Raw genomic sequence first — 22,074 nt, 5'->3', positions numbered from 1 at the left:
TGCCTGACGACCATAGCGGTCTGGAACCACCTGATCCCATCCCGAACTCAGAAGTGAAACAGACCTGCGCCGATGGTAGTGTGGCGTTGCCCATGTGAGAGTAGGTCATCGTCAGGCTCCTAATACCTAAAACCCCAGCATCCTTGATGCTGGGGTTTTTTATTGCGCGAAATAAATTTCAGATTTGCACGATTCTATGACGCCGCTCACAGTGACAATCTGTAAGCAACGTTAATATTCTGTAAACAAACTGGCCACAAAAATAAAAGAGCCAGACTCAGAGACGCTCATCAGTCATCTTTTAATCAGCCGCAAAAGCACAACAAGCGGCAGTCGTGAGATGTGGCTATGAGTAAGAAAGTAACCCTGTTTTCCCTCCTGTCCGTCTTTGCTGCGGGAGTCGGCGCAGAGCTGCGTCCTATTTCCGATGATGTCATGTCCGAAGTCACCGGCCAGGCCTTTCTGTCGGTAGACCGGGAGTATCATCCGGACCCCGCTAACACCACTTCCTACACCCGTATCAATCTGGGTATGGATATTGATGTCCAGACCAATGTGGATGTTTTGGAGCTGGGCCGTTACGAGCGGGAGGGCGAGCGTCCCGGTTCCTCAGACGTGCTCATTGAGAATTTCGCTCTCGGCTACATCAATAATCAGGCGTATTTTGATAAGAACCCGAAGGCCGCTCGCCAGGTCAAACCCGATGGCACCGCCTACGCCGAGGGTGAGATCGTACCCTTCCAGATCAGTGATCCTTTCTTCGAATTTGCCTTTGATGATGCCACCAATGAGGTTGTCGGTGTTCGCCTTGGGTTTGGTCGCGCGATGGGCGTTCTGTCAGGCAGTATTCAGAGCCTGACCGGTAACGTAAACATCGATATCATCGACACCGGTCAGGGCCTGAGGGCGGCGGAAAACAGCACCGGCGGATTCTTCGATCAGCTGGTTCAACTGCTGACCCCGGTGCTGGCCGGAGGGAGCCCGCTGATTACGAAGGCCCAGCTGGTGCAGGGGCCGGATGCCCCTAATGCCGGTGAGCTGGACCCGGTGAGGGCCGAGTTTGTAGGCGTCCCGAATGGCGAATCCTTTGTGCTTGAGGATGTGAACGGCGCGGTTGCGGGAATCATTGACCTCATATCCCCCACCCTCAGCTCCGAGCTGTATACGGCGAACTGTTCCGGCTTCCTCTTCGGCTCCTGCGACGTTGTGGTGGTCGCGCGAGATTGCGAAGTGCTCGGTATCGAGGCCTGCTTCCCCCTGGATCAGTACAACAGCTTCCCGGTAGGAGAGCTGGATAGCGACGGTAACGGCGGGCGCCGTATTGTTGCTCCGAAAGAGGGGGCCTTCATCTCGTTTCAGACCAAGGACCTGGAATGGTTGAAGGACGTTAAAAACACCAGCGCTACCCCCGAAGATTTCATCCGCGCCACGTCCGGCGCCTTCTTTAACATTCCCAATGGCGCCGTTGAGGTCAATCTCGCTGAGGCACTGAACGGTACTGCCCGCTATCGGACCGAATACATTGACCGCGGCAAGGGGTTGTTCTGATGATCACTGGTTGTTGCCCGTCGCTTTCTATCGGCCTGGTACGGATGTCACAGATGCTCATGGCATGGCTGTTGGTGCCAGCTCTCGCTTCCGGCGAGCTGCAGGATCTTACGGAAGCGGAGCTCTCTGAAGTAGATGGAGCAGGTATCGGTGTTGTGCTGGAGAACTTCAAGTTTTCCCATGGCACCGACGCCCCCGACGAAAATGGCGAGCAGGCCAGAATTTTTCGCATCGGGGGGATCCAGAGTACCGACGGTCGTGATGTGGATATCACCGTGAATCATCTCTATATCTCCGGTAGCGGCAGCAATTATGGCCGGAACTTGAGTCCGGTAAACCTCGGACGTCTGGTTAACCCATACAAAATCGATGTGATTGATGGCAATACCATCGGCGTGACGGACAAGGCAGTTCTTGAATTCGCCGCGCCGGCACTCATGGCTGCGGAACAGGGGTTTGACTGCATGAGCCCCGCCGCAGTTGCCGTTTCAGGGCCCTGCTCCAGCCGCCCGAAAACCGACGACTACATCGGCGAGAGGCCGGATATCGGGATGCAGATGAATGTCGCGGTCGGGGAGGACCGTTCGGCGAATATCAATATCCACGCGGTCAGTGCGGTCATCGACGGCAGTTACCTGAGGCTATGGGGGGATAACGAGCGCCGGCAGATGGTTGGTCAGTTCAAGCTCAACTTTTTCTCTCCGGAAGTCTCCATCAATGCCTGTGAGCTGGATGGCAGTGAGTGCGGCTCGCGCATACTGCTCCGTGATTTTGCTCTGCAACTGGCCATCGGAAACGAGTTGCAGCCCGTGTTCTTTGACGTCGACGCGACCGGAAACTTTGTTGTCGAGGTTGCAGCCATACGGCGACCTTCGCCCGGAGCTATCGGGGCCGATGGTCAGCGGGCAAGCAGCGATCCGGAAGCCTGGGATTTTTACCAGGACTACTACACCAATCCAGACTATCGCTCCAATCTGCATATCGGGAATCTCAGTGTTGGCGATCGCGACTTTGGGGCGGCCCGAGTGGAAGGCATGCTGATGCAGCACCTCGAAATCAGAACACGGGATCTTGCGCCATGATCAAGACACTAGGGCGGCTTGGGAGGCCGATCGCGTTCGGGGCCTGCCTGGCGCTCACCTTGCCCAGTGCAGCCGAGCTGACCAGACTGGACGACGAGTCGTTGTCGGCGGTGTCCGGGCAGGGGGGTATCTATCTGTCTGGTGACATCAGTATCAACGAAATGGGCGGACCGGTGGAAAACAGGTACTTCGGTCGTTGCGAAGACACAACTAAAAAGTGCGGCGCCCGGTTTGCCTATCGGTTGAAAGAGACCGGGGGATGGATGGTGCTCGACGACATTCGCGGCAACTTTGCTTTCGAAGGACTGACGCTGCGGGTGCGCCACATTGATTCAGGATTTGGTGGCGACGGCGAGCTCTTCGATCGGGATGTCCTGGAGCTGGGGTTGCCCGACATCGTTCGATTCAATGACGTGCGATTCAAGATCGCGGCCAGTAACACGCCTCGTCCGACCGATCCGGGGTTCCAGCAGACGGATATCTTTTCGGTGCAAATGCGGGGGGCAGTCATCATGGAAGGGAATCTTCTGGTGTTTCCCGAAGGCAATCCTTAGGAGTCGCTATGCACGTTTGCGCGAGGAACAAACCCACCCCGAGACTGCTGTGCCTGGTGGCGTTAATGCCAATGACCGCGGGGGCCGAGATGAAAAGTCTTGATGACCAGGCGCTTGCAGGCATCAGTGGTCAGAGCGGGATTACTCTGGAGTTGGACCTGCAGATGGAGGCGGACCGACTGTCGTACTTTGACGATGGCCAGGGTATCCATCTGGAGGGATTTCGGGTCGGTTCGGCCAGTGATCCGAGCGAGCAAGCGTTCCACCTGGTCAGGGTCGACATCACTGACGATGCCGCCCTGAACCTGGATTACTTGGTTGAAGACCGGAGAATCGAGTTTGGAGACATACGCCTGGCCGGCGCGCCGGGTTTGAGCATGGGCGGGCTTTACTTCGACCACAGTCTGGAGGGGCGTCTTTCCATCCGGGCCGGTGGTGCCACCGGAGGCTCAGGTTATACCTTTGACTCCGCGTATACCATGACCGGCGGGCGGCTTGGCTACCGTACCAATGGCAACGAAGTGTTTCTGGACGACATCACCCTGAACGTGGAAGCCCTGGGGGTGACCCTGGATGTTGTCGGCGACACGCTTCAGCTTGAGGCTCCCCACACCGTGGGCACTTATGAAATCGGAGCCATCCGATACAGTAACAACCCGCTGAATCACGGTCGCTCCCGTGACATTGTCAGCGGTGCGGAACTGCCCAGTTACGGTGGTCTCAGTGGTGCATTTGATATCACTGCCTCGACGTCACTGAGTGCCGGCGGCCGAGCGGGCGAGGGGCTGCGAATCGATAACGAAACCGTGATCAACAGCGCTCATTTTCTCTATATCGACGACGGACGTGCGCTGGCCTTGCGAGACATTACTGGTTACTACCGGGTCAACGATCTTCGCCTTGACGTCACCAGTGACTGGCACGGCCGCGCTGCACTCGGGCTGACGCTGGGGTCCCTGGAAGGCGAGTTTGCTGTTGGCGATATCCAGTTAGGCGGTGCCGGGCGCAGTCTGGGCGGGGTAAACGTCAGCTTTCTGCTGGAAGACCAGGTATTCAACGGCCGCACCTATTCCAACGCCGTCTATCTTCAGGGCGGCGGCCACCCCGACGCCGGTGCGCAGGGGTTGAGGCTGGCCACCGAGTGGAGTTTGCGGCTGGCTGATCTCAGCTATGTCGACGATGGCAACCGGGTCATCTTCAGCGGTCTGCAATCCTGGGGGCGGGGCGATGTTACCGTCAATGTCACCCGCGACGAAACCCGCAACGGTACAAGGTTCTACGACGGATTACGTATCGGGTTCGAAGGGGTAGAGGCGGGGTACCGGATCAACGGCCTGCGGGTGGGGGATGAAGAGGCGCCCCTGCAGGGCGGGACAGAGCTGTTGCTGGCCCTGGGTTTCTATCCAGCCTATGAGTTCACCCTGGATGGTCACGTCACGCTGGGTGCCGGCGGGGCCAGTGGTGAGGGTATCACCATCAACTCGGACATTCGCATCCGTGACGGCCGCGCCGCGCTGATCGCCGCGCCCTATGACGAGGGGGGCGGTGAGATTGCGCAGAAGGGCCTCTGGATCAGTGACCTGAATTATAACGCACACATTCGCGACATGACCGTGGATGTTTCCGACGACGGTCTTGAAATGGTGGCAGCGGAAAGCTGGAGTACCATGGACGTTGGCAATCTGCGGGTGGGAGACAAGGCCACCGGCAGCAGCTTTGGCCGATTCGTGGTTCAGACGTACGAGACTGGCAGCAGTATGACCATAGTCCCGGGCGGGGCGGGCGATGTCTGTGTCGGGGGCGCTGGGACGAGTGCCGCCAGTTGCTCTGGGGCCGGTGGTGTCTGGGAGCAACGGGGCGATGAGGGAATCACCATTGGTATGAAGCAGATACTTGCCCGTGCGGTGGACGACACCCGCAAGAATTCCTTTGCCTGGGAGACCAATCGCCAGCCCGGTGGCGACGGCGGCTTGATCAACGGCAGCGGCACGCGCCTGGTTCTGAACGACATTTACACCAGTGACGGCGGTGATTTCGACAACGACGGCGTTGACGATAACACCTTCGGAATCCGCACCGACCTCGCGGTCGACGTCTATCAGACCAGGGTCGTCAAGAAAAGCGACGGGCCGGACAGTCTCGGGGTGCCCGGTGCCAGAGGCGATGAGAAAATCATGGATGCGTCTGCTGCAGCCGGGTATCGCTACGAATCTTCGCCCTCGGCCGCGGACCTGGAGAATCGCCCTCTTGGGTTTGCGGTCCGCGCCCAAAGTCGTTTCAAGGAGCTGTCCATCAATAATGTCGACCTGGTCCACCCCGTTGGCGGTCCGCAGACCGTGGTGTACGGCGTCAAGATGCAGAACTTCGACATCAAAGCCAATCTGACCGCAACTCCGATACCCTGAGCGCCGGGCCTCTGGGCTCGCCGGGCAGAGTATCGAGGCGCGGTTTTGTCTTTTGTTGTCTGCTGTTGTTTAATCCCGCTCTGGTTCTCTCAATTTTCAGGCGTTACCCGATGAAATCCCGAGCTCTGATAGGTCTTATGGCGGATGGCAACGTGCACTCCGGTGAATCCCTTGCGTCCAGCCTGGGGATCAGCCGCACCGCTATCTGGAAACAGGTGAAGCGTGCGGTGGCAGAGGGCTACGATATTGATACCATTCGGGGCAGGGGCTACCGATTGAAAACGCCGGTGGACCTTCTGAGCCACGAAGACATCGTTCGACATCTACCGCCGGCGATTTGCCAGCGCCTCCAACTGGATGTTCTCGACGAGGTAGACTCCACCAACGCAGAAATCATTCGCCGTCGCCCCAGCCTTGGTTCACCGGTCATCCCAGTTTGTATTGCAGACTGTCAGACGGCAGGCCGGGGGCGTCGTGGCCGTCAGTGGCAAAGCCCGCGAGGCGAGAACCTGTATCTGAGCCTCGGCCTCACGTTCCGCGGTGGCTTTGCGATGTTGGATGGGCTCAGTCTGGTGCTCGGTGTGGCTGCGGCTGAGGCGCTGGAAGCCGCTGGTGTGGATCGCGTCGGGCTCAAATGGCCCAATGACCTGTTTCTGGGCCGAGGCAAAATTGCGGGCATTCTGGTCGAGCTGCAGGGCGAGCTTGAAGAGGGAGTGGTACAGGTGGTGGCCGGTATTGGCCTGAATGTGCACATGAGGCGCGCGGAGGGCGTCGATCAGGCGTGGGAGAGCCTTGCCATAGCGTCGCCAGAGGCGCACTGGTCACGAAACCTCCTGTCGGCACGCCTGATTGCCTCGTTGGTCGCCGCGGCGGATCAATTCAGTTCAGAGGGTTTCGAGGCATTCCTCGACCGCTGGCAGGCGCGGGATATTTTCGCTGGCCAGGAGCTGACAACATCCCAGAGTGATCTGGCCGGGATTGGTCGTGGGATCGACGCCGCCGGCAATTACCTGCTTGATACCGGTCAAGCTCTGGTTCCCGTGCGCGCAGGTGAGATCAGTTTGCGAGTGCAGTCATGAGATTGCTGGTAGATGCCGGAAATACCCGCGTCAAATGGCAGTTGCGGGATGGCCAGGTTCTGGTGAGGCAGGGGGCGAGTCGATTCGACGACGACGTCTTCGCGGAGCTTGCCGGCATCGGGGGTTCGGTGTCCGGAGTGGCGATCTCTACGGTAATTTCCGAGTCCCGGCGTTTGGAGCTTGAGCATAAGCTGGCAGGGGTTGTGCCGGTTCGACCGCGGTTTTTCTGGTCAGAGTCTGTCCGCAACGGGCTGAAGAGCGCCTACGCGAACCCGGAAACCATGGGGGCAGACCGTTGGCATGCCATGTACGCCGGCTGGAGGAAAGTGGCGGGAGCCTTTGCCGTGATTGATGCCGGCAGCGCCATTACCGTGGACTTTGTCGGTGGGGACGGGCAACACCGAGGCGGGTACATACTGCCCGGCCGGGGAATGATGCTGCGCAGCCTGAAGAGCGACGCCGCCCGCATCCGCTTTGAAGATCACAAAGCCGACGCCGGAGAGCCGGGCGTGACCACCAGCGAATGCGTCTTGCACGGGTTGTTCTGGCTATGGCAGTCCATGGTGACTCGCATCCAGCAGGATTGTCAGCATTACGGTATTGATTCAATTTTGCTCACCGGGGGCGACGCCGACGGTATCCACGCGGCAGGCTTGCGCGCCGAATATATTGAGGACCTGGTGCTGGTCGGTCTGGCCACCATCGATGCCGAAGAGGCTCGGCAATGAAGTGGTTTGTCCTGTTATTGATTCTGTGCAATGGGGCTCTGTGGTACGTCGGGAAAGCGGTGTCGCCGGCGTCCAGCAGCGCAGCGCATCCCGGGGGCAGTTTGCCCCGGGTCGCCACCCTGAAAGCCCCTGTCGATTCCGCCAGTTCATTGGCCGCCGTCGAGTTCAGTGAACCTCAGCAGTCCGCGGCACCTGTTGATTCCTTCGAGTCTGAGGAGCCGGGGGAGCCGGTTCAGCCAGCGGGTCCTGCGGAACCTGCGGAGCCTTCGCCTGCCTTGCACTGTGTCAGGCTTGGCTGGTTTGAGAGTGAGGCGGATGCCCGGGCCGCGGTTGAGGGGATGTCGGCGGGCAGTGGCCAGATAGTCGTCGAACGTATTGAGCGGCCTCGCTCGCCCTTGCATTGGGTGTTGATTCCGCCGCAGCCTCCGGCTCAGGCTCGCGAGGCGTTCCGTGAGATACAGAGCCGGGGGATTGACTCGTACCTGGTCACCGAGGGTGAGAACAGTTACGCCATTTCCCTCGGCCTTTTCGAGTCCAGAGAGTCCGCCGAATCCGTGCTGGAGGAAAAAAAGCGCCAGAATCTCAATGCAATACTGGCCATCTTCCCACGAAATCAGATAAGCTACGCGCTCGTTTTTGAGGCAGGCCGTTTCCGGAGTCCGGAACAGGTCAAAGCGGCGGAAACGGATTACGGAGAGAATTTCGATTTAGTCGAAATCAGGCCTTGCGAAGGTGTTGCAACGCCAGAAAAAAATCCGTAGTATACCGCCCTCGCTGACGAGGCGATTGTGAGCTGGCGTAGCTCAGTTGGTAGAGCAGCTGACTTGTAATCAGCAGGTCGGGGGTTCGATTCCGTCCGCCAGCTCCATTTAAGTTTTGCCGGGTTCGCGTAAGCGGATTCGACTCGGAGGGGTTCCCGAGTGGCCAAAGGGATCAGACTGTAAATCTGACGGCATCGCCTTCGCAGGTTCGAATCCTGCCCCCTCCACCACTAATTGCTCGCGGGCATCGTATAGTGGCTATTACCTCAGCCTTCCAAGCTGATGACGCGGGTTCGATTCCCGCTGCCCGCTCCAATTTGGTTTTTTGAAATGCTCATGTAGCTCAGTCGGTAGAGCACATCCTTGGTAAGGATGAGGTCACCGGTTCAATTCCGGTCATGAGCTCCACTATTTGTCCGGTCAACGTTGCGATCCAGGTTGATTAGGGAGATTGGTCGAATGTCTAAGTCTAAGTTTGAACGTAATAAGCCGCACTTGAACGTGGGTACTATTGGTCACGTTGACCATGGTAAAACCACTCTGACCGCAGCTCTGACCCGTGTTTGTCACGAGGTGTGGGGTACTGGCGAAAGTCGTGCATTCGACCAGATCGATAACGCACCGGAAGAGCGTGCGCGTGGTATCACCATCGCCACCTCTCACGTTGAGTACGATTCTCCGACCCGTCACTACGCACACGTAGACTGCCCGGGCCACGCCGACTATGTGAAGAACATGATCACCGGTGCGGCTCAGATGGACGGCGCGATCCTGGTTTGTTCCGCAGCTGACGGCCCCATGCCGCAGACTCGTGAGCACATCCTGCTGTCCCGTCAGGTAGGCGTTCCTTTCATCGTTGTGTTCCTGAACAAAGCGGACATGGTTGACGATGAAGAGCTGCTTGAGCTGGTCGAGATGGAAGTTCGTGACCTGCTGAGCCAGTACGACTTCCCGGGTGACGACACTCCGATCATCACCGGTTCTGCGCTGATGGCGCTGGAAGGCAAAGACGACAACGAAATGGGTACTACCGCTGTGAAGAAGCTGGTAGAAGCCCTGGATGACTACATCCCTGAGCCGGAGCGTGCCATCGATCAGCCGTTCCTGATGCCGATCGAGGACGTATTCTCCATCTCTGGTCGTGGTACCGTTGTGACCGGTCGTGTGGAGCGTGGCATCATCAAGGTCGGTGACGAAGTGGAAATCGTTGGTATCAAAGATACCGTGAAGACCACCTGTACCGGTGTTGAGATGTTCCGCAAGCTGCTGGACGAAGGTCGTGCTGGTGAGAACGTTGGTGTTCTGCTGCGTGGTACCAAGCGTGACGACGTTGAGCGTGGCCAGGTTCTGTGTGTGCCGGGCTCCATCAAGCCGCACACCAAGTTTGAGTGCGAAGTGTACGTGCTGTCCAAAGAAGAAGGTGGTCGTCATACTCCGTTCTTCAAGGGCTACCGTCCGCAGTTCTACTTCCGTACCACCGACGTAACCGGTTCTTGCGAACTGCCGGAAGGTGTGGAAATGGTAATGCCGGGTGATAACGTCAAGATGAGTGTTACCCTGATCGCCCCGATCGCCATGGAAGATGGTCTGCGCTTCGCGATTCGCGAAGGCGGCCGTACCGTTGGCGCAGGCGTGGTCTCCAAGATCATCGAGTAACCTTCGGGTTACTCTTTGTGTTGCGCTGAGTTGTTTCGGTGCAGGCCAGTAGCTCAATTGGCAGAGCAGCGGTCTCCAAAACCGCAGGTTGGGGGTTCGATTCCCTCCTGGCCTGCCATTTTTTAACATCCGGATACATAAGTTGATTCCTATGGAGTCAAAAGCCGTTCAGTCAGCCAGCCGTTTCGATACCGTGAAGTGGCTGGTTGTTTTCGTTCTGATTGCCATCGGTGTGGTGGGAAATCAGTATTTTAATGCCGAGTCACTGCTGTATCGTGTTCTGGCTCTCGTGGCTCTTGCGCTGGTAGCGGTTTTTGTTGCGCTGCAGACCGACCGTGGTCGCCGTTTTGCGGCGCTGCTCAAGGAAGCGCGGGTAGAGATCCGGAAAGTTGTATGGCCCACCAGGCCGGAGTTGATACAAACCACCGTTATTGTTGTGGTGTTTGTGTTGGTTGTGGCGTTGTTGTTGTGGGGAATGGATTCGCTGATCAGTTGGCTGGTCGCCGGATTTATCGGTTAACAGGAGTGGGCAATGGCTAAGCGCTGGTACGTCGTTCACGCGTATTCTGGCTTCGAAAAGCATGTAATGCGCACTCTGAAAGAGCGCGTGGCTCTCGAGGGCATGGAAGACAAGTTTGGTGAGATTCTTGTTCCCACCGAAGAAGTTGTCGAAATGCGCGATGGCAAGAAGCGCAAGAGCGAGCGCAAGTTTTATCCCGGCTATGTGCTCGTTCAGATGGAAATGGATGATGGCACCTGGCACCTGGTGAAGAACACGCCGCGAGTGCTGGGCTTCATTGGTGGTACCAAGGATAAGCCGGCGCCGATCACTGAGCGTGAAGCGGAGGCGATTCTGCGTCGCGTTGAGAGTGGTGCGGATAAGCCGAAGCCCAAGACTCTGTTCGAGCCGGGCGAGATTGTGCGCGTGGTTGAAGGTCCGTTTGCGGATTTCAATGGCGTGGTAGAAGAAGTCGACTATGAGAAGAGTCGGGTCAAGGTTGCGGTTCTGATCTTCGGTCGCTCAACTCCGGTAGAGCTGGAGTTCGGGCAGGTTGAAAAAGACTAGGTCGCGGCCTGAAATCTGAAAGCTCGCGCGCTCATGCGTCGCGGGCTTTTTGTGTCTGCTTTTTGCAGTTGTAACTACAGGGGAGCCGAAAGGCGTCTGAACCCATAGGAGATTTATCATGGCGAAGAAGATCGAAGCCTATATCAAGCTTCAGGTTGCTGCCGGTAAGGCCAACCCGAGCCCCCCCGTTGGTCCTGCTCTGGGTCAGCGCGGTGTGAACATCATGGAATTCTGTAAGGCGTTCAACGCCCAGACCCAGGACATGGAGCCGGGTCTGCCGATTCCGACTGTCATTACTGTTTACAGTGATCGCAGCTTTACCTTTATCACTAAGACCCCGCCTGCACCGGTTCTGCTGAAAAAGGCAGCTGGCATCAAGAGTGGCTCCGGTCGTCCGAATACCGACAAAGTCGGTACCGTGACCCGTGAGCAGCTTGAAGAAATTGCCAAGACCAAAGAGCCGGATCTGACTGCAGCCGATATGGATGCAGCGGTTCGTACCATTGCAGGAACAGCCCGCAGTATGGGCCTGAATGTGGAGGGCCTGTAACATGGCAAAGCTGAGCAAGCGTCAGAAGCTGATTCGCGAAAAAGTAGATTCAACCCGCGCCTACTCTGTGGATGAGGCCGTAGCCCTGCTCGTCGAGCTGGGTCAGAGCGTCAAGTTCAAAGAATCTGTAGACGTTGCGGTGAACCTGGGTGTGGACGCGCGTAAATCCGATCAGGTTGTCCGTAGCAGCACCGTGCTGCCTCACGGCACTGGTAAGTCGGTTCGCGTAGCCGTCTTCACCCAGGGTGCGAACGCTGAAAAAGCGACCGCGGCCGGTGCCGACATTGTTGGCATGGATGACCTGGCGGAAGAGGTCAAGAAAGGCAACATGGATTTCGATGTGGTTATCGCTACTCCGGACGCCATGCGTGTTGTTGGTCAGCTGGGCCAGATCCTGGGTCCCCGCGGCCTGATGCCGAACCCGAAAGTCGGTACTGTGACTCCGGACGTTGAGACTGCGGTCAAGAACGCCAAGGCTGGTCAGGTTCGGTACCGCACCGACAAAAACGGCATCATTCATGCGCCGTTGGGTAATGTTGAATTCTCTGCCGAGAACATCAAGGAAAACCTTGAAGCGCTCGTGGCAGACCTGAAAAAGGCCAAGCCGTCGTCGGCGAAAGGTGTGTATCTCAAGAAGATCACCGTTTCGTCAACTATGGGTCCTGGCCTGACTATCGATCAGAGCGGTCTGAACATCTGATCCTTTGAGCGGTAGTTACTTTGTAGTCTGGGCGGAAGCCAAGGCTGTCAAAGACCGCAGGCCCCCGAAGCCGTTCTGTTAAATGCGGAGCGGCTACAAGGGTTAAAGCAACGCCTGCGCAGACGGTGTGAAGACGTTCTCTCTGAACCCAAACACCGTTAAGGCGCCCGCAAGGGCAATGATGGGTTTGCCGGGATAACCCCGGCGAAATCGAGGAGAAATCCAGTGGCAATTAGACTCGAAGACAAGAAAGCGATCGTCGCTGAAGTCAACGAGACTGCCGGTGGTGCTCTGTCTGTGGTTCTGGCTGACTACCGTGGTGTGACCTCTGGTGACATGACGGCTCTTCGTGCCAAGGCTCGTGCCGAAAACGTACGTCTGAAGGTTGTTCGTAACAACCTGGCGAAGATTGCGATTCGTGGTACCGAGTTCGAGTGCATCGATGAGGCCCTGGTTGGCCCGACCATTCTGGCATTCTCTATGGAAGATCCGGGAGCGGCTGCGCGCCTGCTGAAGGATTTTGCCAAAGAGAAAGAGGCATTTGAGATCAAAGGCCTGGCCGTCGGCGGTGAGCTGATGGGTGCAGACCAGATTGATCGCCTGGCCAAGCTGCCAACGCGTCACGAAGCGTTGACAATGCTGGCCGCCGTAACACAGGCACCGATCACCAAGCTGGCACGTACACTGAACGAAGTTCCTTCGAAAGTGACTCGTGCTGTAGCGGCAGTTCGCGACCAGAAGCAAGAAGCTGCTTGATTCTGTTGAACACCATTTTTTATATTTTTGGGAGAAAGTCATGGCTCTGTCTAACGAAGACATTTTGAACGCAATTGCAGAAATGAGCGTAATGGACGTTGTTGCGCTGGTTGAAGCAATGGAAGAGAAGTTCGGCGTATCTGCGGCTGCCGCCGTAGCTGCTGCGCCTGCAGCTGCCGCTGCTGGCGAAGCTGCTGAAGAGCAGACCGAATTTGACGTTGTTCTTACCGGTCCTGGTGAGAAGAAAGTAAACGTTATCAAGGCCGTTCGTGAACTGACTGGCCTGGGTCTGAAAGAAGCTAAGGAAATGGTTGACGGTGCTCCTTCTACCATCAAGGAAGCTGCGAGCAAAGCTGACGCTGAAGAAGCCAAGAAGAAGCTTGAGGAAGCAGGCGCTTCTGTTGAGCTCAAGTAAGAGTCGGCTGTTGATCGAAACCGTGCATTAAGCATGGATAGGCTGGTGGCTTTGTGCCACCGGCCTTTTTCTGTTGTATATGCTATAGAGTCTGGTGTGCAATTACAGGTTGATGTCAGTTTCTATAACCTACAGCCAGAGTCTTGTTCAAGACGGCGCAGTATGCCGAGCAATTCGGCCCCGAAGCAGAACAATGGTTGCTTCTTGATACCAGGTATCAGGTCTAAAGCTGGGGAATGCAGATGACTTACTCCTACACTGAGAAAAAGCGGATTCGCAAAGATTTTAGTAAATTGCCTTCCGTGATGGACGTCCCCTATTTGCTGTCTATTCAGCTGGATTCGTTCCGGGACTTCCTGCAAATGGAAGCCGCACCTGAAGATCGCCGGGAAACCGGTCTTCACGCAGCATTCAAATCCGTATTCCCGATTGTCAGTTACTCTGGCAACGCCGCGCTCGAATACGTGAGTTACCGTATCGGTGAGCCGGTATTTGATGTCAAGGAATGCCAGCTTAGGGGCGTAACCTACGCAGCGCCGCTGCGCGTTAAAGTCCGCCTTATCATTTACGATAAGGAATCGTCCAACAAGGCGATCAAGGATATCAAAGAGCAGGAAGTCTACATGGGCGAAATGCCCCTTATGACGGAGAACGGTACCTTTGTTATTAATGGTACCGAGCGAGTAATCGTCTCCCAGCTCCACCGTTCACCTGGTGTGTTCTTCGATCACGACAAGGGCAAGACCCACTCATCCGGCAAGCTGTTGTACTCTGCGCGGGTGATTCCTTACCGTGGCTCCTGGCTGGATTTCGAGTTTGATCCGAAAGACAGCGTGTTCGTTCGAATCGACCGTCGCCGTAAGCTGCCGGCATCGATTCTGCTCAGAGCGCTGGGCTACACCTCCGAGCAGATGCTCGAGATGTTTTTTGAAACCAGTAAGTTCAGCCTGGGCGCGGAAGTGTGCAAGCTGGAACTGGTGCCAAGCCGACTGCGCGGTGACATTGCCACGTTCGATATCAAGGACAACGAAGGCAATCTGATCGTTGAAGAAGGCCGCCGTATTACCGCTCGTCACATCAAGCAGCTTGAAAAAGCTGGCATCAACGAGCTGGAAGTGCCGACCGAATACCTGTACGGCCGAGTATTGGCCAAGGACATGGTGGATACCAAGTCCGGCGAAGTGCTGGTTGAGGCGAACAGCGAGCTGAGCGAAGAGATCGTTACCAAGATCCTGGATGCCGGTGTAACCGACATCGAGACACTGTATACCAACGATCTGGATTGCGGTCCGTTCATGTCCGACACCCTGCGTATTGATCCGACTCGCACTCCGCTGGAGGCGTTGGTCGAGATCTATCGCATGATGCGTCCTGGCGAGCCCCCCACGAAAGAGTCGGCGGAGAACCTGTTCAACAACCTGTTCTTCTCCGAGGAGCGTTACGACCTGTCCGCGGTTGGCCGTATGAAGCTGAACCGTCGTCTGCGTCGTGAAGAAAGCACCGGGGAAGGTACGCTGACCCACGACGACATCATCGACGTGCTCAAGACGCTGATCGATATCCGTAACGGTCAGGGCCAGGTCGACGACATCGACAACCTGGGTAACCGTCGTGTTCGTTGCGTCGGTGAAATGGCCGAGAACCAGTTCCGCGTTGGCCTGGTGCGCGTCGAGCGTGCGGTTCGCGAGCGCCTGAGTCTGGCAGAAAGCGAAGGCCTGATGCCGCAGGACCTGATCAACGCCAAGCCGGTAGCGGCGGCGGTGAAGGAGTTCTTCGGTTCCAGCCAGCTGTCCCAGTTCATGGACCAGAACAACCCGCTGTCCGAGGTCACTCATAAGCGTCGTATCTCGGCCCTTGGGCCAGGCGGTCTGACCCGCGAGCGCGCCGGCTTCGAAGTCCGTGACGTACACCCGACCCACTACGGTCGTGTGTGTCCGATCGAGACCCCGGAAGGCCCGAACATCGGTCTGATCAACTCGCTGGCGACCTATGCCCGCTCCAACTCCTACGGCTTCCTGGAAAGTCCGTACCGGAAAGTGGTTGATGGCCTGGTAACTGACGACGTGGTTTACCTTTCCGCCATTGAGGAAAGCAACTACGTGATCGCCCAGGCCAGCGCAGCCATGGACGACAACAAGCGTCTGTCCGATGAGCTGGTTACCGTTCGTCATCAGAACGAATTCACCGTAACCCCGCCGGAAAACGTCAACTTCATGGACGTGTCTCCGCGCCAGGTGGTGTCGGTTGCTGCTTCGTTGATCCCGTTCCTCGAGCACGATGACGCCAACCGGGCGTTGATGGGCTCGAACATGCAGCGTCAGGCGGTTCCGACCCTGCGTTCACAGGTGCCGCTGGTCGGTACCGGTGTAGAACGCACGGTGGCACAGGACTCCGGCGTCTGCGTGACCGCCCGTCGCGGCGGTGTGATCGAAAGTGTGGACGCCGCCCGTGTGGTTGTCCGTGTGAACGATACGGAAACCGAAGCCGGTGACGCTGGTGTGGATATCTACAACCTCACCAAGTACACCCGCTCGAACCAGAACACCTGCATCAACCAGCGTTCCATCGTGCGCCAGGGTGATGTGGTTGCCCGCGGCGATGTGCTTGCAGACGGGCCGTCGGTAGATCTGGGTGAGCTGGCACTGGGCCAGAACATGCGCATCGCGTTCATGCCCTGGAACGGTTACAACTTTGAGGACTCCATCCTCATCTCCGAGAAAGTGGTGCAGGAAGATCGTCTGACCACCATCCACATTCAGGAACTGACCTGTGTGGCTCGGGACACCAAGCTGGGAAGCGAGGAAATCACCGCGGATATTCCGAACGTTGGTGAAAGCGCGCTGTCCAAGCTGGATGAGTCCGGGATTGTTTATATCGGTGCGGAAGTTGGCCCCGGTGACATTCTGGTAGGCAAGGTAACGCCGAAGGGCGAAACCCAGCTGACACCGGAAGAGAAGCTGCTGCGTGCGATCTTCGGTGAGAAGGCGTCGGATGTGAAAGACACATCCTCCCGTGTGCCGACCGGCACCCGTGGCACGGTTATTGACGTGCAAGTCTTTACCCGTGACGGCATCGAGAAGGACCAGCGGGCCCAGGCCATCGAGAAAGAGCAGCTGGATCAGTACCGCAAGGACCTGAAAGACGAGTACCGCATCGTTGAAGGCGCCACCTACGAGCGTTTGACCAACGCGCTCAAGGGCCAGGAAGTGATCAGCGGCCCCGGTCTCAAGAAGGGTGCCAAGCTGGACGAAGGTTACCTGGCCGAGCTGCCGAAGGCCGACTGGTTCAAGCTTCGCATGAAAGACGAAAGCCTGAACGAACTGCTGGAGAAATCCGAGCAGGGTCTTGAGGATCGCAAGAAAGAGCACGAAGCGCGCTTTGATGACAAGAAAGGCAAGCTTCAGCAGGGCGATGACCTGGCTCCGGGCGTTCTCAAGATCGTCAAGGTCTACCTCGCGATCAAGCGTCGTATCCAGCCCGGTGACAAGATGGCCGGTCGTCATGGTAACAAGGGTGTTATCTCGGCGGTCATGCCGATCGAAGATATGCCATACGATGACAACGGTACCACCGTGGATATCGTGCTGAACCCGCTGGGTGTACCGTCGCGGATGAACGTGGGTCAGGTGCTGGAGACCCATCTGGGTGCTGCGGCCAAAGGCCTGGGTGAGCGGATCAGTCAGATGCTTGACGAGCAGCGTAAGGTTGCTGAGCTGCGCAAGCTTCTGGATGAGATCTACAACCACTCAGACGAAGTTACCAAGGTGGATCTGGATTCCTTTACCGATAAGGAAATCCTGGATCTGGCTGGCAATCTTCGCTCCGGCGTACCGATGGCGACGCCAGTGTTTGACGGCGCCAAGGAAGCGGAGGTCAAGCGGATGCTTGAGCTGGCTGGCCTGAATACTACAGGTCAGACCAAGCTGTATGATGGCCGTACCGGCGATGCCTTTGATCGCCCGGTTACCGTTGGCTATATGTACATTCTCAAGCTGAACCACCTGATCGACGACAAGATGCACGCTCGTTCCACCGGTTCTTACAGCCTGGTTACCCAGCAGCCGCTGGGTGGTAAGGCGCAGTTCGGTGGTCAGCGCTTCGGTGAGATGGAAGTGTGGGCTCTGGAAGCCTACGGTGCGGCATACACGCTGCAGGAAATGCTTACCGTCAAGTCTGATGATGTAAACGGTCGGACCAAGATGTACAAGAACATTGTCGATGGCGACCATCGCATGGAGCCGGGCATGCCCGAATCCTTCAACGTTCTTGTCAAGGAAATCCGCTCGCTGGGTATCGACATCGAGCTGGAATCCGACTGAGCCGAATTGTTTTTTGGCAGCGTGAGCGGGACGCCCTCTGGGCGCCCGCCCGAGATTAACGCCATCCGGAGCTTTTACTGATGAAAGATTTGCTGAATCTTCTCAAGAGCCAGAATCAAAGCAAGGAATTTGATGCCATCCGTATCGGGCTGGCATCTCCCGACATGATTCGGTCATGGTCTTTTGGCGAGGTGAAAAAGCCTGAGACTATCAACTACCGTACCTTCAAGCCGGAGCGTGACGGTCTTTTCTGTGCCAAGATCTTCGGCCCGATCAAGGACTACGAGTGCCTGTGCGGCAAGTACAAGCGCCTGAAGCACCGCGGTGTGATCTGTGAAAAGTGCGGCGTGGAAGTGGCGCTGGCCAGCGTACGTCGTGAGCGCATGGGTCACATTGAGCTGGCCAGCCCGGTTGCGCACATCTGGTTCCTGAAATCATTGCCGTCCCGCATCGGTCTGATGCTGGACATGACACTGCGCGACATCGAGCGCGTACTGTACTTTGAATCGTTCATCGTGATTGATCCGGGCATGACCACGCTCGAAAAAGGTCAGTTGCTGAACGATGAGCAGTACTACGAAGCCCTGGAAGAGTTCGGTGACGAGTTCGACGCCCGCATGGGTGCCGAGGCGGTCAAGGAGCTGCTCGAGGGTATCGATCTGCAGGCGGAAGTGGACACGCTGCGGGAAGAAATTCCCCAGACCAACTCCGAGACCAAGATCAAGAAGTTCAGCAAGCGTCTGAAAATTCTCGAGGCCTTCCTGTACTCCGGCAACAAGCCGGGTGACATGGTGATGACCGTGTTGCCGGTTCTTCCGCCGGATCTGCGTCCGCTGGTGCCGCTGGACGGTGGTCGGTTTGCCACGTCCGATCTGAACGACCTGTATCGCCGCGTGATCAACCGTAACAACCGTCTCAAGCGTCTGCTCGAGCTGAACGCTCCGGACATCATCGTGCGCAACGAAAAGCGCATGCTGCAGGAAGCGGTGGACGCACTGCTGGATAACGGCCGCCGCGGCCGTGCCATCACCGGCACCAACAAGCGCCCGCTGAAGTCCCTGGCTGACATGATCAAGGGTAAGCAAGGCCGCTTCCGTCAGAACCTGCTAGGTAAGCGGGTGGATTACTCCGGTCGTTCGGTGATCGTGGTTGGTCCGTACCTGCGTCTGCACCAGTGCGGTCTGCCGAAGAAGATGGCACTGGAGCTGTTCAAGCCGTTTATTTTCTCCAAGCTGGAGCACCGCGGCCTGGCGACCACCATCAAGGCCGCCAAGAAGATGGTCGAGCGCGAGGAAGGCGTGGTCTGGGACATCCTGGACGAGGTCATCCGTGAGCACCCGATCATGCTGAACCGTGCGCCGACCCTGCACCGTCTCGGTATCCAGGCGTTCGAGCCGGTACTGATCGAAGGCAAGGCGATTCAGCTGCACCCGCTGGTCTGTGCCGCCTACAACGCCGACTTTGACGGCGACCAGATGGCGGTACACGTACCGCTGACCCTGGAAGCCCAGCTCGAAGCCCGCGCGTTGATGATGTCCACCAACAACGTGCTGTCGCCGGCGAACGGCGAGCCGATTATCGTGCCCTCTCAGGACGTGGTTCTGGGTCTGTACTACATGACCCGTGAGCGCAAGAGCGCCCTGGGTGAAGGTATGGTGTTCGCCGATGTCAAAGAGGCACATCGTGCCTATGGCGCCGGCATGGTTGACCTGCAGGCCATCGTCAAGGTGCGCGTGAAGGAAGTGACCATCCAGGAAAACGGTGAGCGCACTGAAGAATTCAAGATCGTTGACACCACGGTTGGCCGTGCACTGTTGTTTGATATTGTGCCGGACGGCCTGTCGTTTGACCTGGTTAACAAGCCCATGGTCAAGAAGGCGATCTCTAACCTGATCAACACCTGCTACCGTGATGCCGGTCTGAAGGATACCGTTATCTTCGCTGACCAGCTGATGTACATGGGTTATCACTACGCAACCGTTTCCGGTATCTCCATCGGCTTCAACGATTTCGAGATCCCGCCGGAAAAGTACGAGCTGGTTGATGCGGCCTCTGACGAAGTGAAGGACATCGAGACCCAGTACGCGTCCGGTCTGCTGACCCAGGGCGAGAAGTACAACAAGGTCATCGATATCTGGTCCCGCGCCAACGACAAGGTCTCCAAGGCCATGATGGAGCGCCTGTCGAAAGAGCAGGTGATCGGTCCTGACGGCCAACCGGTCAAGGGTGAAGACGGCGAGTTCGAGATGCAGGAGTCGTTCAACTCCGTGTACATGATGGCCGATTCCGGCGCCCGGGGTTCCGCGGCGCAGATTCGTCAGCTTGCCGGTATGCGAGGCCTGATGGCCAAGCCGGACGGCTCCATCATCGAGACGCCGATCACCGCGAACTTCCGTGAGGGTCTGAACGTACTGCAGTACTTTATCTCTACTCACGGTGCGCGTAAGGGTCTGGCCGATACGGCTCTGAAGACCGCGAACTCCGGTTACCTGACCCGTCGTCTGGTGGACGTATCCCAGGATCTGGTGGTGACCGAGGAAGATTGTGGCACCGATGAAGGCCTGCTGATGACGCCGCACATCGAAGGCGGCGACGTGGTTGTTCCCCTCGGTGACCGGGTGCTGGGTCGTGTCACAGCACGCGACGCCTTTACACCGACCGACAAGGACAACGCGGTTGTTGCGTCCGGTACGCTGCTCGACGAGAAAACCGTTGAGGCGCTGGAGCGGGCCGGTGTGGACGAGGTCTGGGTGCGCTCCGCGATTACCTGTGAGACTCGTCACGGCATCTGTTCCAAGTGCTACGGCCGTGATCTGGCCCGTGGCCACCGGGTGAACGTGGGTGAAGCGGTTGGTGTTATTGCCGCCCAGTCCATCGGTGAGCCGGGTACCCAGCTGACCATGCGTACCTTCCACATCGGTGGTGCGGCGAGCCGGGCATCCGCAGTCGACAATATTCAGGTCAAGCATGGCGGCACCGTTCGTCTGCACAACCTGAAGTCCATTGAAAAGAGCGACGGCTCACTGGTGGTTGTGTCTCGTTCTTCCGCTCTGGCGGTCGCCGATGAGCAGGGCCGTGAGCGGGAGTGGTACAAGCTTCCGTATGGCGCGGTTCTGTCAGTCAAGCACGGTGACAGTGTTGAGGCCGGTGTGGTGGTTGCCAAGTGGGATCCCCACACTCACCCGATCATCGCCGAAGCCGGCGGTACCGCCAAGTTTGTCAATATGGATCAGGGCATTACCGTCCGCACCCAGACTGACGAACTGACCGGTCTGTCGACGATGGAAGTGATCGACTCGAAGGAGCGTCCTGCTGCTGGTAAGGACATCCGTCCGGCGATCCAGCTGGTGGATGCCAAGGGCGAGGACGTTGAACTGCCTGGCGGCGGTACCGCGATCTTCTTCCTGCCGGCGAACGCCCTGGTTACCATGGCTAATGGCGCCAACATCGAGCTCGGTGACGTGGTAGCGCGGATTCCGCAGGAAAGCTCGAAGACCCGGGATATCACCGGTGGTCTGCCGCGGGTTGCCGACCTGTTCGAGGCCCGTCGTCCGAAAGAATCGTCGATCCTCGCTGAGATCAGCGGCACGGTATCGTTCGGCAAGGAAACCAAGGGCAAGAAACGCCTGGTGATCACGCCGAAAGATGGTGACGCCTACGAGGTTCTGATTCCCAAGCACCGTCAGATGAACGTGTTTGAGGGTGAGACGGTCGAGAAGGGTGAGGTGATTTCCGACGGCCCGTCCAACCCCCACGACATTCTGCGTCTGCTGGGTGTGGTCGAGCTGGCCAAGTACATCACCAACGAGATCCAGGACGTTTACCGTCTGCAGGGTGTTGTCATCAACGATAAGCATATCGAGGTTATCGTTCGTCAGATGCTGAGGAAAGTGGAAATCAGCGATCCGGGCGATACCACGCTGCTGTCCGGTGATCAGGTCGAAATCACCCAGGTGCTCGAGGAAAACGAAAAGGCCAACACGGCAGACAAGGAACCTGCGCGGTTCGAGCGTCTGCTGCTGGGTATCACCAAGGCATCGCTGGCCACCGAGTCGTTCATTTCGGCGGCTTCGTTCCAGGAGACCACCCGGGTACTGACCGAAGGTGCGGTGACCGGTAAGCGTGACTACCTGCGTGGCCTGAAGGAAAACGTGGTGGTTGGTCGACTGATTCCTGCGGGTACCGGTCTGGCCTACCACAACGAGCGTCGCCGCAAGCGTGACCTGGAAGAGCAGGGCGTGACTGCAGCCGACGTGGAAGAAGCTCTGAGCGCCGAACTCAACCGCGAAAGCTGAGTTGGGCCGGCACCACCCGCCGGTAGTTACTTATGCCGCGGGTGGTCAAAAAGAGATCAGTCATCTTGACTGTGCAGGGGCGCAGGCTTAAACTTGCGTCCCTTAAATTTTGCCCCCAGCTTCTGGGGGCAAGTTTCATTGATATGGTTTTTTGGAGTTT

16 protein-coding genes, 5 tRNA genes and 1 rRNA gene are annotated in these 22,074 nt (G+C 57.5%); all 22 read left to right on the top strand.

Features of this window, described 5'->3' with window-relative positions:
* Positions 1 to 2 precede the first annotated feature (2 nt).
* Positions 3 to 117: ribosomal RNA gene (rrf, locus tag DYI22_RS12595) — 5S ribosomal RNA — on the top strand.
* A gap of 231 nt (positions 118 to 348) precedes the next feature.
* Entirely contained in the window at positions 349 to 1,548 is a 1,200-nt protein-coding gene (locus DYI22_RS12590) for a hypothetical protein (protein WP_213478414.1), read from the top strand.
* Positions 1,549 to 1,601: 53 nt separating this feature from the next.
* The gene (locus tag DYI22_RS12585; protein ID WP_228301000.1) at positions 1,602 to 2,630 is read left to right on the top strand and encodes a hypothetical protein; all 1,029 of its coding nucleotides are present in this window, start codon (positions 1,602 to 1,604) and stop codon (positions 2,628 to 2,630) included.
* Positions 2,627 to 3,184 carry a hypothetical protein gene (locus tag DYI22_RS12580; protein WP_213478412.1) on the top strand — a complete coding sequence of 186 codons (558 nt, stop codon included), beginning with the start codon at positions 2,627 to 2,629 and terminating at the stop codon, positions 3,182 to 3,184. The genes DYI22_RS12585 and DYI22_RS12580 overlap by 4 nt, the downstream gene beginning before the upstream one ends.
* 8 nt (positions 3,185 to 3,192) lie before the next feature.
* The gene (locus DYI22_RS12575; protein WP_213478410.1) at positions 3,193 to 5,589 is read left to right on the top strand and encodes a DUF6160 family protein; all 2,397 of its coding nucleotides are present in this window, start codon (positions 3,193 to 3,195) and stop codon (positions 5,587 to 5,589) included.
* Between the two features lie 110 nt (positions 5,590 to 5,699).
* The gene (locus DYI22_RS12570) at positions 5,700 to 6,668 is read left to right on the top strand and encodes a biotin--[acetyl-CoA-carboxylase] ligase (RefSeq protein WP_213478408.1); all 969 of its coding nucleotides are present in this window, start codon (positions 5,700 to 5,702) and stop codon (positions 6,666 to 6,668) included.
* Positions 6,665 to 7,396: a type III pantothenate kinase gene (locus tag DYI22_RS12565; RefSeq protein ID WP_213478407.1), complete on the top strand. Its 732-nt coding sequence runs from the start codon at positions 6,665 to 6,667 to the stop codon at positions 7,394 to 7,396. The genes DYI22_RS12570 and DYI22_RS12565 overlap by 4 nt, the downstream gene beginning before the upstream one ends.
* Entirely contained in the window at positions 7,393 to 8,157 is a 765-nt protein-coding gene (locus DYI22_RS12560; protein ID WP_228300998.1) for an SPOR domain-containing protein, read from the top strand. Before DYI22_RS12565 ends, DYI22_RS12560 begins: the two co-directional genes overlap by 4 nt.
* A gap of 31 nt (positions 8,158 to 8,188) precedes the next feature.
* Positions 8,189 to 8,264 (top strand) — tRNA-Thr (locus DYI22_RS12555).
* A 38-nt stretch (positions 8,265 to 8,302) separates the two neighbouring features.
* Positions 8,303 to 8,387: transfer RNA gene (locus DYI22_RS12550), tRNA-Tyr, on the top strand.
* Between the two features lie 10 nt (positions 8,388 to 8,397).
* Positions 8,398 to 8,472 (top strand) — tRNA-Gly (locus DYI22_RS12545).
* A 17-nt stretch (positions 8,473 to 8,489) separates the two neighbouring features.
* A tRNA-Thr gene (locus DYI22_RS12540) sits at positions 8,490 to 8,565 on the top strand.
* A 51-nt stretch (positions 8,566 to 8,616) separates the two neighbouring features.
* Positions 8,617 to 9,813, top strand: a complete 1,197-nt coding sequence (gene tuf, locus DYI22_RS12535; protein ID WP_213478406.1) for an elongation factor Tu — start codon at positions 8,617 to 8,619, stop codon at positions 9,811 to 9,813.
* 42 nt (positions 9,814 to 9,855) lie between these two features.
* Positions 9,856 to 9,931, top strand: a tRNA-Trp gene (locus DYI22_RS12530).
* Positions 9,932 to 9,964: 33 nt separating this feature from the next.
* Complete coding sequence (gene secE, locus DYI22_RS12525; RefSeq protein ID WP_213478405.1) at positions 9,965 to 10,333, top strand: preprotein translocase subunit SecE; 369 nt, start codon at positions 9,965 to 9,967, stop codon at positions 10,331 to 10,333.
* 12 nt (positions 10,334 to 10,345) lie between these two features.
* A complete protein-coding gene (gene nusG / locus DYI22_RS12520; RefSeq protein WP_213478404.1) occupies positions 10,346 to 10,879 on the top strand; it encodes a transcription termination/antitermination protein NusG in 534 nt (177 codons plus the stop codon).
* Positions 10,880 to 10,997: 118 nt separating this feature from the next.
* Positions 10,998 to 11,429, top strand: coding sequence for a 50S ribosomal protein L11 (gene rplK, locus DYI22_RS12515; protein ID WP_012139849.1), 432 nt, complete (start codon positions 10,998 to 11,000; stop codon positions 11,427 to 11,429).
* 1 nt (position 11,430) lies between these two features.
* Entirely contained in the window at positions 11,431 to 12,129 is a 699-nt protein-coding gene (gene rplA / locus DYI22_RS12510; RefSeq protein ID WP_213478403.1) for a 50S ribosomal protein L1, read from the top strand.
* Positions 12,130 to 12,354: 225 nt separating this feature from the next.
* Positions 12,355 to 12,885 carry a 50S ribosomal protein L10 gene (gene rplJ / locus DYI22_RS12505; protein WP_048497732.1) on the top strand — a complete coding sequence of 177 codons (531 nt, stop codon included), beginning with the start codon at positions 12,355 to 12,357 and terminating at the stop codon, positions 12,883 to 12,885.
* Between the two features lie 40 nt (positions 12,886 to 12,925).
* Positions 12,926 to 13,300, top strand: coding sequence for a 50S ribosomal protein L7/L12 (gene rplL, locus DYI22_RS12500; protein WP_213478402.1), 375 nt, complete (start codon positions 12,926 to 12,928; stop codon positions 13,298 to 13,300).
* A 242-nt stretch (positions 13,301 to 13,542) separates the two neighbouring features.
* Entirely contained in the window at positions 13,543 to 17,619 is a 4,077-nt protein-coding gene (gene rpoB, locus DYI22_RS12495; protein WP_213478400.1) for a DNA-directed RNA polymerase subunit beta, read from the top strand.
* Positions 17,620 to 17,699: 80 nt separating this feature from the next.
* Positions 17,700 to 21,914 carry a DNA-directed RNA polymerase subunit beta' gene (gene rpoC, locus DYI22_RS12490; RefSeq protein ID WP_213478398.1) on the top strand — a complete coding sequence of 1,405 codons (4,215 nt, stop codon included), beginning with the start codon at positions 17,700 to 17,702 and terminating at the stop codon, positions 21,912 to 21,914.
* Positions 21,915 to 22,074 lie beyond the last annotated feature (160 nt).

It is taken from the genome of Marinobacter lipolyticus (assembly GCF_018424605.1).
GTDB lineage: Bacteria > Pseudomonadota > Gammaproteobacteria > Pseudomonadales > Oleiphilaceae > Marinobacter > Marinobacter lipolyticus_B.
Note: the sequence above shows the minus strand (reverse complement) of the source record. Positions and strands in the feature narration are given on the sequence as shown.